At 64.0% G+C, this 14,110-nt stretch carries 16 protein-coding genes; 7 read left to right on the top strand and 9 right to left on the bottom strand.

Annotation, left to right across the window (positions count from 1 at the left end):
- The 3 genes from JOZ06_RS10920 to JOZ06_RS10910 form a co-directional block, all read left to right on the top strand.
- Positions 1-300 (top strand): type II toxin-antitoxin system RelE/ParE family toxin (locus JOZ06_RS10920; RefSeq protein ID WP_293232288.1); only part of this gene is annotated, 300 nt, incomplete at its 5' end.
- A 29-nt stretch (positions 301-329) separates the two neighbouring features.
- Positions 330-620: a HigA family addiction module antitoxin gene (locus JOZ06_RS10915; protein WP_293232287.1), complete on the top strand. Its 291-nt coding sequence runs from the start codon at positions 330-332 to the stop codon at positions 618-620.
- A 122-nt stretch (positions 621-742) separates the two neighbouring features.
- Entirely contained in the window at positions 743-1,051 is a 309-nt protein-coding gene (locus tag JOZ06_RS10910; RefSeq protein WP_293232286.1) for a DUF1272 domain-containing protein, read from the top strand.
- Between the two features lie 2 nt (positions 1,052-1,053).
- Here JOZ06_RS10910 and JOZ06_RS10905 read toward each other — a convergent pair whose 3' ends face one another.
- The 4 genes from JOZ06_RS10905 to JOZ06_RS10890 form a co-directional block, all read right to left on the bottom strand.
- Complete coding sequence (locus JOZ06_RS10905) at positions 1,054-1,668, bottom strand: YitT family protein (RefSeq protein WP_293232285.1); 615 nt, start codon at positions 1,666-1,668, stop codon at positions 1,054-1,056.
- Positions 1,669-1,886: 218 nt separating this feature from the next.
- Positions 1,887-2,387, bottom strand: a complete 501-nt coding sequence (locus JOZ06_RS10900; RefSeq protein ID WP_293232284.1) for a hypothetical protein — start codon at positions 2,385-2,387, stop codon at positions 1,887-1,889.
- 687 nt (positions 2,388-3,074) lie between these two features.
- A complete protein-coding gene (locus JOZ06_RS10895) occupies positions 3,075-3,842 on the bottom strand; it encodes an alpha/beta hydrolase (RefSeq protein ID WP_293232289.1) in 768 nt (255 codons plus the stop codon).
- Positions 3,842-5,719, bottom strand: a complete 1,878-nt coding sequence (locus JOZ06_RS10890; protein WP_293232283.1) for a sigma-54-dependent Fis family transcriptional regulator — start codon at positions 5,717-5,719, stop codon at positions 3,842-3,844. Before JOZ06_RS10890 ends, JOZ06_RS10895 begins: the two co-directional genes overlap by 1 nt.
- Before the next feature lie 275 nt (positions 5,720-5,994).
- Between JOZ06_RS10890 and adh the strand changes: the two genes are divergently transcribed.
- Positions 5,995-7,500 (top strand): aldehyde dehydrogenase, encoded by a 1,506-nt coding sequence (gene adh / locus JOZ06_RS10885; RefSeq protein ID WP_293232282.1) that lies wholly within the window; start codon positions 5,995-5,997, stop codon positions 7,498-7,500.
- A 65-nt stretch (positions 7,501-7,565) separates the two neighbouring features.
- On the opposite strand, the gene JOZ06_RS10880 is transcribed toward adh, so the two are convergent.
- Complete coding sequence (locus tag JOZ06_RS10880; RefSeq protein WP_293232281.1) at positions 7,566-7,991, bottom strand: PACE efflux transporter; 426 nt, start codon at positions 7,989-7,991, stop codon at positions 7,566-7,568.
- A gap of 89 nt (positions 7,992-8,080) precedes the next feature.
- Between JOZ06_RS10880 and JOZ06_RS10875 the strand changes: the two genes are divergently transcribed.
- On the top strand, positions 8,081-8,941 hold the full coding sequence (locus JOZ06_RS10875; protein ID WP_293232280.1) for a LysR family transcriptional regulator: 861 nt from the start codon (positions 8,081-8,083) through the stop codon (positions 8,939-8,941).
- Positions 8,942-8,972: 31 nt separating this feature from the next.
- Here JOZ06_RS10875 and JOZ06_RS10870 read toward each other — a convergent pair whose 3' ends face one another.
- Positions 8,973-9,131, bottom strand: a complete 159-nt coding sequence (locus tag JOZ06_RS10870) for a hypothetical protein (protein WP_293232279.1) — start codon at positions 9,129-9,131, stop codon at positions 8,973-8,975.
- Positions 9,132-9,273: 142 nt separating this feature from the next.
- Here JOZ06_RS10870 and JOZ06_RS10865 point away from each other — a divergent pair, with 142 nt between their 5' ends.
- Positions 9,274-10,662: a hypothetical protein gene (locus tag JOZ06_RS10865; RefSeq protein ID WP_293232278.1), complete on the top strand. Its 1,389-nt coding sequence runs from the start codon at positions 9,274-9,276 to the stop codon at positions 10,660-10,662.
- Here JOZ06_RS10865 and JOZ06_RS10860 read toward each other — a convergent pair.
- The 3 genes from JOZ06_RS10860 to JOZ06_RS10850 all read right to left on the bottom strand — a co-directional run bounded on the left by JOZ06_RS10860 (position 10,659) and on the right by JOZ06_RS10850 (position 13,200).
- On the bottom strand, positions 10,659-11,897 hold the full coding sequence (locus JOZ06_RS10860) for a cytosine permease (RefSeq protein WP_293232277.1): 1,239 nt from the start codon (positions 11,895-11,897) through the stop codon (positions 10,659-10,661). The genes JOZ06_RS10865 and JOZ06_RS10860 overlap by 4 nt on opposite strands.
- A 144-nt stretch (positions 11,898-12,041) precedes the next feature.
- Positions 12,042-12,869: a DUF1700 domain-containing protein gene (locus JOZ06_RS10855; RefSeq protein ID WP_293232276.1), complete on the bottom strand. Its 828-nt coding sequence runs from the start codon at positions 12,867-12,869 to the stop codon at positions 12,042-12,044.
- On the bottom strand, positions 12,859-13,200 hold the full coding sequence (locus tag JOZ06_RS10850; RefSeq protein WP_293232275.1) for a PadR family transcriptional regulator: 342 nt from the start codon (positions 13,198-13,200) through the stop codon (positions 12,859-12,861). Before JOZ06_RS10850 ends, JOZ06_RS10855 begins: the two co-directional genes overlap by 11 nt.
- 143 nt (positions 13,201-13,343) lie before the next feature.
- Between JOZ06_RS10850 and JOZ06_RS10845 the strand changes: the two genes are divergently transcribed.
- Positions 13,344-14,012 carry an RNA pseudouridine synthase gene (locus JOZ06_RS10845; RefSeq protein WP_293232274.1) on the top strand — a complete coding sequence of 223 codons (669 nt, stop codon included), beginning with the start codon at positions 13,344-13,346 and terminating at the stop codon, positions 14,010-14,012.
- The last annotated feature ends 98 nt before the right edge of the window (positions 14,013-14,110 follow it).

The raw sequence follows: 14,110 nt of genomic DNA, 5'->3' as shown, positions 1-14,110 counted from the left end.
CGTTATATTATTGTAACCATGACGATTCGCTCATTCCGGTGTGCCGACACCTTAGCACTTTACGAAGGGGCTAGCCCCAAACGGTTTCGTAACATCGAAAACGTTGCGCACCGCAAATTGCAAATGCTTGACGATGCGGTAGAGCTGAAGGATTTGCGTGCGCCGCCAGGCAATCGTCTAGAAGCACTACGCGGGAATCGCGCCGACCAATACAGCATTCGCATCAACGACCAATGGCGCGTGTGCTTCGTCTGGACGGCCACAGGCCCCGAATGCGTCGAAATCGTCGATTACCATTAAAAGCGAGCGACAACGTGGCGACTAACAATATGCGACCGATTCACCCTGGTGAAATTCTTCGAGAAGAATTTCTTTCCCCTTTAGCAATGAGCGCCAATGCTTTGGCGCTCGCTCTGCATGTCCCGGCCCCGAGAATCTACGACATCGTACGCGAGCGCCGTGGCGTGACGCCGGATACCGCCCTGCGGCTGGCCCGCTACTTTGACACCACCGCAGAGTTCTGGCTCAACCTACAGACGGCCTTCGACCTGAAACAGGCGGAAAGAGAGGCTGGAGAGAGGATTGCCGAAGAAGTACGTCCACGGCAAAGAGCCGCCTAACCCTCAGCACGTCGCCCTATCAAGCGTGAACGCTTCTTCCTCGCTACACACTCCCCTGTTGACTACGCCCCGTTTTATGCCATACAAATAACCAACATCTTTGCCGCCGGAGACGCCGCGCCATGCTGGAATTGAGACCGACCTGCGAACAGTGCAACAAGCCGCTGCCGCCCGCCTCGCTCGACGCACGCATCTGTTCTTACGAATGCACCTTCTGCGCCGACTGCGTCGACAACGTGCTCGCCAACGTCTGCCCCAACTGCGGCGGCGGTTTCATGCCTCGGCCGATTCGGCCGGCGCGCAATTGGAAAGACGGCAATTTCCTCGGCAACGACCCCGCCGGCGAGCGCGTGGTCTACAAGCCGGTCGATCCGGACAGCCATCGGCAATTCGCCTCGGTCCTCAGCGCCATTCCGCCCGAGGCGCGCTAGCCTCAGACCGCCAGGTAACGCCCCGGCCGGTGGTTCATGGCGATGACTAGGTTCATCAACACCGCGCCGAGCACCGAGCAAGCCAGCGCCCACGGGCTGACCACCAGCACCGACGCCGACAAAATGGTCAGGTCAATCGCCATCTGCAGCTTGCCGGCGCGGATGCCGCGCGTATCCTGCAGCCACAGCGCCAGGATGTTGACCCCGCCCAAGCTCGCCTGATGGCGAAACAGCACGATCAAGCCCACCCCCATCAACAGGCCGCCGATCAGTCCGGTGTACAGCGCGTTGAGCGCGCCGAAATGGGCCAGATGGCCATGCAGATCGGAGAACAGCGCCACCAAGCCGACGGCACAGAAGGTTTTCACGGTAAATGCCCAGCCCTTGCGCTGCACGGCCAGGTAATAGAACGGCAAATTGATGACGAAGAACGCCCCGCCAAACGATTGACCGGTGACGTAATGCCAGAGATAGGCGAGCCCGGCGGTGCTGCCGGTCAACAGACCGACCTGCTTGAACATAGCCATGCCGAACGATACCAGCAGCGCGCCAATCAGGATGGCCAGCATATCTTCCAACAGACTGTGCTGCGGGATCGGAAGGGGTTGTGCGTGCATGATGCAATAGTCCAAGTTGCCCGCTGTTGTTACGCAAGGGACATGCCCGGACCGATCACGCCAGATATTTTTTGAAAATATGAAATAAACAACTATCCAGCGATGACCGTAGCACGGCCATCGCCAGTTTATTGCGCGAACAGCAATGAATGCCGCAATGATTCTCCGCTATTTCACACCATTTTGGTGCAAATGCACTCAATTGGTGCCGTTTCTCGCTACGGTTTCTCCGGCGCAGGCAAGGCAGGCGCCGCGTCCAGCGGCTCAAACGGCGCGCTGCTCAGCACGCAATTGGTCTGCGGATCGAGATTCAACAGCAGACGGCTGGCGGCGTGGTCGAATTGGGTCGAGATGCGGAATTGCACGCTCAGGAGCATCGGCAGATAGGCCGGCGACGGCTTGAAGTAGGCGGCGAAAGCATAGACGTTCGCCAGGCCCAACGCCGATAGCGGATAGCGGTGCGCCTCGAAATACGACTCGGCGCGCATGACCAGCGTCTGCGGGTCGATCGCATAGTCGGTGCGAACCGGCAAACCGATGAACTGCGGGAAAGTCATGTGGCAGGCGGCATCCTTGCCGGGCTCGGCGCCGCCGGCCTGATTCACGGCATGGATGGTCATCAAGCGCTCCACCACCGTGCTTTGGCGCACCTCGGCATGCGCGGAGGCTAAAGGCAGCCAAAGAGCTGCCGCCAGCAGCCATGGTTTGCGCATAGACATCGACATATTGATTCCTTCCTGTTGGATTGAGGAGATTCAATATATAAATGTCATTTTAAAAACGGCAAATATTACTGCACATCATAATACAAACAACGGAAACCACTTTACTTAGAATCTCTAACAAAAGCACCGGCCAGGTTTTGTAGCGTGCATTCGCCGCAGGCAATGCACGGCTTGCGCGAGCCCTAGGGCCGTGCGTTGCTTCGCGAACGCACGCTACCCAATCGCGAAAGGCATCCGCCCAGGTTTTGTAGCGTGCATTCGCCGCAGGCAATGCACGGCTTGCGCGAGCCCTAGGGCCGTGCGTTGCTTCGCGAACGCGCGCTACCCAACCGCGAAAGGCATCCGCACAAGTTTTGTAGCGTGCATTCGCCGCAGGCAATGCACGGCTTGCGCGAGCCCTAGGGCCGTGCGTTGCTTCGCGAACGCACGCTACCCAACTGCGAAAGGCATCCGCCCAGGTTTTGTAGCGTGCATTCGCCGCAGGCAATGCACGGTCTTGTGCGAGCCCTAGGGCCGTGCGTTGCTTCGCGAACACACGCTACCCAACTGCGAAAGGCATCCGCTCAAGTTTTGTAGCGTGCATTCGCCGCAGGCAATGCACGTCTAGAGCGAGCCCTAGGGCCGTGCGTTGCTTCGCGAAAGCACGCTACCCAACCGCGAAATGTGTTCTGTTAGAGGGTCTTAGTCCGGCTTGGGTGCCTTGATCCAAGCGGCAACATCGCTCACCACCCGATCCTCGATGCCGTTATAGCCGTGGTGCCCCCAGGGCTGGCAGGGATCCCCCTCGGCCTGACCGCCCTCTTCGGCGATCAGCGCTTTGACCGGCGAGTGGCTCAGCCCGTCCAGCAAGCCCCGCACACCGCCAAACGGCGTCACTTTGCATTCGTCCTGGCGGTGATGCACCAGCAGCACCGGTTTGGCCAGCCGGTCCAGCGGCAGCGCCGACAGCGCGCCGGCGCCGCGCACGATGCTGGAAGTCAGCACCACGCCATCGACGCCATCCCCCAGACGAATGCCGGCCGCCGCCGCCGAAATGGTGCCGCGACTGGTGCCGACGAGCCATACCGGCGCCGGCGCCTGCTGCCGTAGAAAAGCGGCCACCGCCGCCAGATCGGCCGCGTGCTCGGCGCTCTGGCGGAAGCTGTCGCTCATGCCGGCGGGCTGATCGGACGGCACGTCCACCACCGCCACCTGAAACCCCTCCGCACGCCAGGCTTCACGTGTGCGCACCAGGAAATTGCCGTCATGCGCCAGGCTGCCGTCATCGCCAATGCCGACGTTACCACTGCCGCCCGCCAGCAGGATCACGCTGGCGAGCGGATGCGCCTGCGGCAAAAACAGGAAACGCATCGTCACGCCTGGCCGCGCGCTCACGGTTTCAACCTGGGTATCCGCGCCCCAGGCCGCGGCGCTCAACGCCAGTAAAAGCATTAACCAGCAACGTCTCATCACGCTCCCCTCCCCTGGCGCATGCGGCGATATAAGGTGCTGCGGCTGATGCCGAGCGCGCGCGCCGCCGCGCTGGCGTTGCCGCCGCATTGCGCCAGCAGGGCCGCCACCGTGCCGGCCGGCGGCGTGGCGGCATGATCCAGCGCCATTTCCTCACGCAGGATCGACGGCAGATGCGCCAATGTCAGCACAGTGCCATCGTCCACCAAAGCCAGCAGGGTCTGCAATAAATTGGCCAATTCGCGCAGATTGCCCGGCCAACGGTAGCGGCGGATCGCCGCCGCGAGTTCGGGCGACAGCGAGATGCCGCGCCGCGCCGCGCCGGCGTCGTCCAACAGTCGCTGCGCCACCCGCGCCACATCGCCGCGCTCGCACAGTGGCGGCAGGCACAGCGGGAAGTGGCACAGGCGGTAATACAGATCGGCGCGAAACGTGCCCGCTTGCACCATGGCGCGCAAATCGCGGTGCGTGGCGCACACCAAACGGATGTCGACCGCATGCGCGTTGCCACCCCCCAACGGCGTCACCATGCGGTCTTGCAGCACGCGCAACAGACGCGCCTGCATCGACAGCGGCATGTCGCCGATTTCATCCAGAAACAACACACCGCCATTGGCCTCGCGCAGACGCCCGCGACTGCCCTGCCGACGCGCACCGGTAAAGGCGCCTTCCTCGTAGCCGAACAATTCGGCCTCGATCAATCCTTCGGGAATCGCCGCGCAATTGACCGCCACGAAGGGCGCGCCGTGGCGCGTGCTCTGCGCATGCAACGCGCGCGCAAATTGATCCTTGCCGGTCCCGGTTTCACCCAGAATCAGCACTGGAATGTCGGCCCGCAGCAGCTTGCCGGCGGTCACCAACAGTTCGGGCGGCAGCCCGCCGGCATCATGGGACGCAGCATCCGTCGTCGCGGCGCGCGCCGGCGCCGCCGGCCGCGCGGCGGGTCTTGCCGTCACCGGTACCGCCGGCGCCGTCGGCCTGGGCGGCAGCAGGCGGGCGGAAAACAATCGATCGCCGTACGCCAGCAGCGCGCGGTGCGCATCGGCGCGGGCATGCCAATGCGCCAGCGTTTCGCCGAACAACTCGCCGAAGGTCGCCCGGCCCAACGCATCCCAGCCCAGCCGCAAAGCCGCCAGCGCCAGCCGGTCGGCGGCCAAGAGCCGCTCCTCGTCATCGAATGCCAGCCGCGCGGCGCGCGGCGTGGCCAATTGCGCCGGATCGCTATGAAACAGCAGCGTGCGCGCGTGGCCGGCCGCCTGCGCGAACAGGCGCTGTTCAATCAGCCGCGCCGCCGCCTCCACCCCGGCCGCTTGCGGCGCGCCGAGCTTGCGCGGCGGGCCGGACACGTCCAAAGCGCCGATCACCTGGCCGAACGGATCGCGTATCGGACTCGCGTGACAGGACAACAGCCGGTTACGTTCCAGATAATGCTCGCCGCCGCGCACCCGGGTCGGCAGGTCCGCCAACAGCGCGGTGCCGATGGCATTGGTGCCGCGCTGCGTCTCGCTCCAATCCATGCCCGGCGTCAACGCCACACGCTCGGCCTTATCGAGAAACGCCGGGTGCCCCATCTCGTCCAGAATCACGCCATGGCGGTCGGCCACAATCACCACCAGCCCTTCATCCACCACGCTTTCAAACAAGGCATCGATCTGCGGTCGCGCCACGCCGAGCCAATCGGCGTTCGCTTCGCGCCGCTCGGCCAGCGCCTCGGCCGTCAGTCGCTCGCCGCCGCGGCCGATGAGCGGCAGACCAAGCCCCTGGCAGCGGCGCCACGAAAGCAAAATCGACGCCGGCACGCTGCCCTCGGGCAACGCGCCACCATCGAAGAAGCGCTTGCGCGCCTCGGCCAACGGCAAAGACGGGGTCAGGCTCATGTTCTCTCCCATGTGTCATTGTCGCGCGACAGCTGTCGCACGCCGGCACAGTCATCGGCCGTTTGTTTGCTTGAGTATGCATGCTGCTGTCGTGGCCGCAAGCCCTGTCTGGCTTGGCAGGTGTGCTGCTTCGCAAAAATTATTAGAGTAAATGCTTAAATTTCGCCCCTTGCCGCATGCTGCGGCGCACGAACGAAAATTCCTGGCACGCCTTGTGCAGAGGCATGCTCAGGTCCCGCCGAGGATCACGACCACAGCGACACAAGGAGAAAGACATGACACAACTGAAGCCCGGCATCGAACTCAAAGCGCGTTACGACAATTTCATCGGCGGCAAATGGGTGCCGCCGGTTCATGGCCGCTACTTTGAAAACCTGACGCCGGTAACCGGCAAGGTGCTGTGCCAAGTGGCCCGCTCGGACGAGCAAGACGTCGAAATGGCGCTGGATGCCGCGCACGCGGCGCGCTTCAAGTGGGGCCATACCCCGGTGACCGAGCGCGCGATCATTCTCAACCAGATCGCCGACCGCATGGAGGCCAACCTGAGTCTGCTCGCCGAGGTGGAAACCTGGGACAACGGCAAGCCGATCCGCGAAACGCGCGCCGCCGACATTCCGCTCGCCATCGACCACTTCCGCTATTTCGCCGCCTGCATCCGCGCGCAAGAAGGCACACTGGGCGAAATCGACCAGAACACCATGTCCTACCACTTCCACGAGCCGCTGGGGGTGGTGGGCCAGATCATTCCGTGGAACTTCCCCATCCTGATGGCGGCGTGGAAGGTCGCGCCCGCGCTCGCCGCCGGCAACTGCGTGGTGCTCAAACCCGCCGAGCAGACGCCGCTGTCGATCCTGGTGCTGGCGGAGCTCGTCGGCGACCTGCTGCCGCCGGGCGTGCTCAACATCGTCAACGGCTTCGGTTTGGAAGCCGGCAAACCGTTGGCAAGCTCCAAGCGCATCGCCAAGATCGCCTTCACCGGCGAAACCGGCACCGGCCGCCTGATCATGCAATACGCCAGCCAAAACCTGATTCCGGTCACGCTGGAGCTCGGCGGCAAGTCGCCCAACATCTTCTTCGCCGACGTGGCTGAGCGCGACGACGCCTTCTTCGACAAGGCGATCGAGGGTTTCGTGATGTTCGCGCTCAACCAGGGCGAGGTCTGCACGTGCCCGAGCCGCGCGCTGATCGCGGAATCGATCTACGACCGCTTCATGGACCGCGCGTTGAAGCGCGTGGCCGCGATCAAGCAGGGCAACCCGCTCGACCCGGCCACCATGATTGGCGCCCAAGCATCGCAGGAGCAGATGGACAAGATCCAAAGCTATCTGCAGATCGGCCGCGACGAGGGCGCCACGCTCTTGGCCGGCGGCGACCGCGCCCACCTGGGCGGCGGGTTGGAGGAAGGCTATTACATCCAGCCGACCGTGTTCCACGGCAACAACAAGATGCGTATCTTCCAGGAGGAAATCTTCGGACCGGTGGTATCGGTGACCACCTTCAAGGATCAGGAAGAGGCGCTTCACATCGCCAATGACACCCTCTACGGTCTAGGCTCGGGCGTGTGGACGCGCAACATCAACACCGCGTTCTACATGGGCCGCCATATCGAGGCCGGCCGCGTATGGACCAACTGCTACCACGCCTACCCGGCGCACGCGGCCTTCGGCGGCTACAAGCAGTCCGGCATCGGCCGCGAAACCCACAAGATGATGCTCGAGCACTACCAGCAGACCAAGAACCTGCTGGTCAGCTACTCGGAAGACAAACTCGGCTTCTTCTAATTCCCTCGTCCCTTTGTAGCGCGTTCGCCCCGGCTTGCCTGCCGGGGCTTTTTGTTGGCGCGCGGTCAAACCTGCCCGACCAGCCGCTGCCGGAAGGCGTCGTAGCCCCAGTGATAAACGTAGGTGTATGGCAGAAACACCAGGTTAAGTCCGATATCCAGCTTCAGCGCCGCCCAGAAGTCCAGCGACAGCCACGCCATCGCCAAAGGCAGGCACACCAGCATCAAGCCCCCCTCGAACAGCAGCGCGTGGCCGGCCCGCACCGCCGCGGTCTTGGCCCAGCCGGAGGCACGCAGCACGCGATCGTAAGCGGCGTTGAACAACACGTTCCACCCCAACGCCACTAGGCAGTTGAGCACGGCGAGCCCTCCCATGGCCGCCATGCTGGTTCCCACCCACCACGCAAATAGCGGCGTCACCAGCGCGATGCCGCCCAGTTCGAAGCCGATGGCCTGCAGCCAGCGCTCCAGCGGCGATTTCGACGCATCCATGTCTTTGTCTCCATGCTTAACCACATGGACATTCTCAACGACATGGCCGATCTTACAAAATTGGATACCATCGATAAAAGCGATAGATCATGCCCAGCATCGAAGCATTGCGCCTATTCGTCGAGGCCGCCGCGCACGGCGCCTTTTCCGAGGCGGCACGCCGCCTTGGAAAAAGCCAATCCACCGTCAGCGCCGCGATCGCCAATCTGGAGGTCGACCTGGGTGTCGTCCTGTTCGACCGCAGCGCCCGTTTGCCGGTATTGACGCCGGCAGGCCGGCATCTACTGGCCAACGCCGAACAGGTGCTGGCGGCCCAAGATCGGCTGTTGCGCGCAGCGGCAGGGCTCGCAGCCGGCCACGAGCCAAGGCTGAGCCTCGCTTTGTCCGATACGTATCAGCCGGAACGGCTGGAAGCCCTGCAAAGCGAACTGGCGGCGCGTTATCCGGAGTTGGCGCTGGAGTGTTTGATCGCCGAGAGCGATGACCTGCTGGCGCTGATTGACAGCGGGCGGGCACAGCTCGGGTTCGTCGAACGCCAGCCTTATTACCCTCCGGACATCGAATATGCGGCCACCGCACCAAGCCAGATGGGGCTGTACGTCTCGCCGCGCCACCCGCTCGCGCAGAACAGTCGCATCGAGCCAGCTCAGCTGGATGCGCATCGCGCGCTACGGCTGACGACGGTGCAGGCAGGTACGGCGCCCCGCGCGCGCGGGCACAATTGGTCTGCCCCCAGTTACCTGATGCTGATGGAAATGGCGCAAGGCGGCTTCGGCTGGGCAGAATTACCGTGTTGGCTCGTCGAGCGCTACGGCGGCAACACGCTGCAGATGTTGCCGCTGCCGGGCTGGCCGCGGCTGCTGACGATCGACGTGGTGTGGTCGCGCCGACGTCCACCCGGACCGGCCGGCGTCTGGCTGCTGGAGCGGATGACAGACAGCCGGCCCTGACACGCAAGCGCTTGAGCCAGCCAGGGCTTCTTCATGGCTCGGCATCCCAAGCACGCTCATGCTTGGCGGACTGGGTCTGAATGAAGATTTGCAGCGCCATCCGAAACAACATTGCGTCATCCATTGTTGCATCAGCCATGCGCCGCGCCTGCAGATACAGCGCATCATCGATATCGATGGTGACCGTCATTTCCCGCTCCAACCACAAAGAGGCCGCCATTCTGCCGCAAGGGTGGCATGTTGCAAGCCCGGGCGACAAACCGCGCTGCCGTGACGACAGCCGCAGGGCCTGCAAAACTGCCCGCCATCACGTCCAACGGAAGGTTCACCCCATGCGTACGATACGCCCCCCTCACCCTCTCCGTGCCTGCCTGCTGGCCACCGGCATCACGCTGGCGGCCTCCGCCAGCGCCGCCGTCGACACCGCCGATCGCTATATCGCCCATCTGGCCCAGTCGGCCGCCGACGTCTGGCCGGTACTGGCGCGGGAGACGCCCGACATGGCGTTCTACCGGCGCCTGCAGATTCTGGCCAGCGACGGTCAGCGTGCCTGGCTGATCGATGCCGAGGGCCACCGCGCCATCCCGTTCGAGCCGGTTCGGCAGCTCAACCTCCCCGCCGACAACGGCCTGTTCAATCCGATCGAGTGGGAAGGCAAACCAACCATCTACCTCGGCATCCAGGGCGAGGCGGATTGGCATGCGCGGCAATGCAACCTCGCCGACACGGCATGCCCGGTGGCGGACAATTTCCTCCTGGCCACGCACGAGGCCTTTCATTTCTACGGCCAAAAGGCATGGAAGGTGCCGTCCACCGTGACGCGCGGCACGCCCTACCCGGTCCTGGCGACACCACGGCAATACCGCGCGCAGCTGTTGCGGCGCTTGCATGAGGCCGTTGCCGGCCAACCCAATGCGCTCGGCCACGCCAGCTATTGGCTGCAACGCTGGAAAACCGAGTTTCCGGATGAGGCGCGCGACGGCATCGCCGCCGACAATCTGGAAGGCAGCGCCGAATACGTCGGCGCACTGGCGGGCCTGATCGCCGAAGGTGTGCCGCGCAACACCCCCGCCTGGCGGCAACGCCTGCTGCAACAGGGCAACCCGGACAATTACCCCAGCGACACCGATGACGAAAGTTACCCGCTTGGCGTACTGGCCGGCAGTCTGCTCGACCGGCACGGCGTCGCCTGGTGGCCGCGCGTGGCCACAGGCGAAACGCCGGTCGATATTTTGCTCGGCACCGTTGCCCCGGTCGTCGACCGCGCCGATACGGCCCTTTTTGACCGTATCGGCCGCGAGGCCGATGACCGGGCGGTACGCGCCCGCTACGAGATCGAACCGTTTTTGGCGCGCTGGCGCCACGAGGCATCACGCATATTGGTGATCCCGGAAAACAGCATGAAGGGGAGTTTCACGATGAGCGAAGGGGGAGGATTCTTCCGCTTGCGGCAAGCGCCGCAGAGGCTGCAGCTGCGCTTTTCGGCGACTTTCGCGCCGCGCGATGGCCACATTCTGGCATCAGGCATCACCGTCGCCGAGGTGGACGCGGCCAAGCATTGCCAGATCGACGGCACCACGTTCCTCGCCATCCCGCTCACCCCGCAGGAGATGGCGCGCGACAGCGATGGCCGGCTGAGGCTACGCAAGGCGGGCTTGTCCGTGGACATTCCCTACCCCGCGCAAAGCGCGTTCGACCCGCATATTTACTGCGCGCGCTAGTGCGCCAGCGCGTGCGGACGCTCGAACAGCTTGCTCTTGAGCGCGTAGAGCGCTGCCGCGGTCAACAGCGCATCCAGCGACGGGATGGCGGTCAGCGTCAATAGCTCGTGCGAGGTCATCAGCCCAATGAGCGTGGCCACGCCCCAGATGACGAAGGTGGCGACCGGTACGGCCGGCTGGCGCGCGAGCGCCGCTTCGTCGTACCCGCCGCGGCGGTGCAGCACGTAGTCGGTCAGGTAGATGCCCGCGATCGGCGGCACGGCAATGCCGAGAAACAGCAGGAAAGGGATGAACCAGGACAGGATGTCGAAGCTGCCGAGCAGACAGGCCAACACCCCCAACAACAAGGTGATCTTCGGCTTGGGCAGCCACTTGACGAAGGTGGCGGTGACCAGCGTGGCTTGAAACAGGTTGCCGGCATTGCCGGTGATGGTGGCCACGAGCAGCATCAGCACCGCCGGCAAGGCCATGCCGGCCAGCGCCATGGCGCCCACCAAAGTCACCTTACCGCTCAAGGCGCAGGGCACGGCGCCGGCGATGAACAACGCCGGATAGGCGACGCCCAGCGCCAGGATCGCGCCGATGAGCGCGTGGCGGCGGTTGTGCACCAGCGAGGCGAAGTCGGGCATCGTGGTCGCCAGGATCATGAACGTGCCGACCACCGAGGAGGTCGCCACGCCCAGGCTCATGGTGCCGATGTGATCGTGACCGGAAAACGGCGCGGCCGCGAAGAAGCGCTGCAGATTCCAGGCCAGCATCAGCAGCAGCACCGGAATCGCCACCAAGGCGATATTGTCCAGCACCTCGAAGCCGAAGGCGGTGGCGCCGATGAACAGCACGCCGCCCACAAGCACCAGCGGCAGCATCGGTGCCTGCCAACCGGCCAACGCCAGCAGATCCTGCAACGCATGGCCGAAGCTATTGGCGGTCACCGCGGTCCAGCCGAACAGCGCCAGCGCGAACAGCGCGTTGATGGCGCGGCTGCCGCGGGTACCGAAGGCGAAGCGCACGATCTGATAGGTGTTCATGCGCGCCGAGACGCCGACCCAGCCGGTCATGCAGCCGATCGCGCACAGCACCAGCGACCCGCTGACGATGGCATACAGCGCGTCGTGCAACACCAGACGGCTGCCGAGCGTCGAGGCCGCCAACAGAACCGGCGACATGGCGATGCCAAGGATGATCAGCGCGATGCGGAAACCCGGCACGGTGGCCGGCTGCGTGGATGACGTCATGACAACTTACCTGCTGGTCCGCGCAGGGGCGCGGACACGGTCGAATTCGAAAAATGGCTTTCAATGGAGCAAGCGCATCATAAACGAATAATATCTTTACATCAAAATATATTACCCGGACCGTATCCGCAAGGCGACGCCGTCTCAGACCGGCGGCGCCTGGCCCTCCGAACGCAACCAGCTCGCCTGCCAGCGCAGCCACTGCCCGGTCCCGCGCCACAGCGTGCTGAGCACCTTCCAGCCGAGGAAGCTGCCCAAACCGCCGATCAGCATCAGCACCAGACCGACCACCAGGATGCCGAACGGCGTCCCTTGAGGCATGCCGGATAGCATGACCGTACCGAGCGGACCGCTGGCCGTCATGCGCTCGACCGTGCCGTCCGAGGCGTTTTGCAGCAAGAAGGTGCCGCTGTCGTCGCGCGCCATGACGCGCACCGAGCCGGTGCTCGCGTCGGTGCGGATCACCACGTGGTCATGATGGCTGCCATCGATGGTGATGTTGGTGCTGCCGCCGATCACCATCGGTCCGATACCGCTGTCGTTGATCACCATGCGATGCAGCGCCGGCCAGCCGGTCAGCGCGTGGCTGACCCAGCCGCCGGTGAACAGCACCCCGGTCAACAGCACCATCAGCGCGCCGAGCCATAGGCAGGACAACACCGTCATCACGATCAGGTACGGAAACACCAACAGCAGATTGAGCACGCTCAGCCCCGCCAAGGCCGACAGCACCTGCCCGAGATTGCCGGGCGTCTTATGCCGCTCCCACTGGCGCAACTTGCGCTCGGCGGTCAGTTCGCGCGCCAGCCGCTCCGGCTCGCCCAGCGCCTGGCATACCGACGCCTCGCTGCGGCCATCGGCCTCGGCATCATCGAAATAAGCGCGGTAATCGGCCAGGATCTCGTCCCGCTCCGTCGCAGGCAAGGCCGCCAGCGCCCGCGCCAGCCGCTCCAAAAATGCATCACGCTTCATGTGTGTTCTCCTTGTCGGCGCCGCCCTCTCCCAGCACGGCATTGATTTCCGCGACAAAACTGTCCCATTCGCCCCGCATGGCCAAGAGCGCAGCCCGTCCGGACGCGGTCAGCGTGTAGTACTTGCGCGCCGGCCCGCTGCTGGACTCGGTCAGATAGGTTGTCACCCATTCATCCGCCTGCAGGCGGCGCATCAGCGGATAGATCGTGCCTTCGCTGATTTCCATGCGCTCGGCCAAGCGGCCGACGATCTCGTACACGTAACTGTCTTGATGGGCCAGCACCGCCAGCACGCACATCTCCAACGTGCCCTTGCGCAACTGAGTCTTCATGTTTCCTCACCATGGATGACGAACGCGTCAAGCTGCAATATATGACACACTACCTTGCATTACAAGGTAGCTGTCAATATTTAATTGTGGCGGCCAAGGCGCTGGCGGATAATCGCCCACCACCCCAGAGAGAGGATCGCTTCATGGACCAACCCGGCAGTGTGCGTTTGGCCAAGCGCATGGTCGAACTCGGACTTTGTTCGCGGCGCGAGGCCGACGAATATATCGAGCAAGGCCTGGTCAAGGTCGATGGCGAGATCGTGCGCGTGCTGGGCAGCCGCGTGCGCCCGGAACAACAGATCGAGCTCGTCCGTTCGGCCGCGCCGTTGTCGGAAGCTCCGGTCACCCTGCTCTATCACCGCGCCGCGGGCGATGCCGCCGCCTGGCGCACACGCATCAATGCCGACACCCGCTGGCAGGACGATCGCAGCGAGCTGGTTTTCCTGCCGAGGCATCTGCGCGACTTGCACGCTTACGGCGCCGCCGACGACTGCGGCGGCCTGGTCGCGTTGACCCAAGACCGCCGTTTGCTGAAAAAACTCGCCAGCTGCGAAATGGAATTTCTGATCACCGTGGACGCGGCGCCGCCGCGCGACGCCTTACCGTCGCTGAAGGACGGCAAACTCAGCCGCCAAGGCGACCGCCAGTTGCGGCTGGTCATGCCGCAACCCGCCCCCGGCCGCATTGCCGCGCTGTGCGCCGAACTCGGCTGCCCGGCGCGCGCGGTCCGTTGCATCCGCATCGGCCGTCTCGCCCTGGGTCAACTACCCGCCGGACAATGGCGCTACCTGCAGGGCTGGGAACACTTCTGACACTCCGCTGAACGGCCGCGCCGTGGGCGCGGCGCCGATCTCTGCTGCTTTGCCTTTAAATGCGAATGATTATCATTTACAATCGTCGCTCGTTCCAC

It is taken from the genome of Paludibacterium sp. (genome assembly GCF_019232825.1).
Classification (GTDB): Bacteria; Pseudomonadota; Gammaproteobacteria; order Burkholderiales; family Chromobacteriaceae; genus Paludibacterium.
The sequence above is the reverse complement of the archived record's forward strand: the minus strand, read 5'-3'. Positions and strand labels throughout refer to the sequence as shown.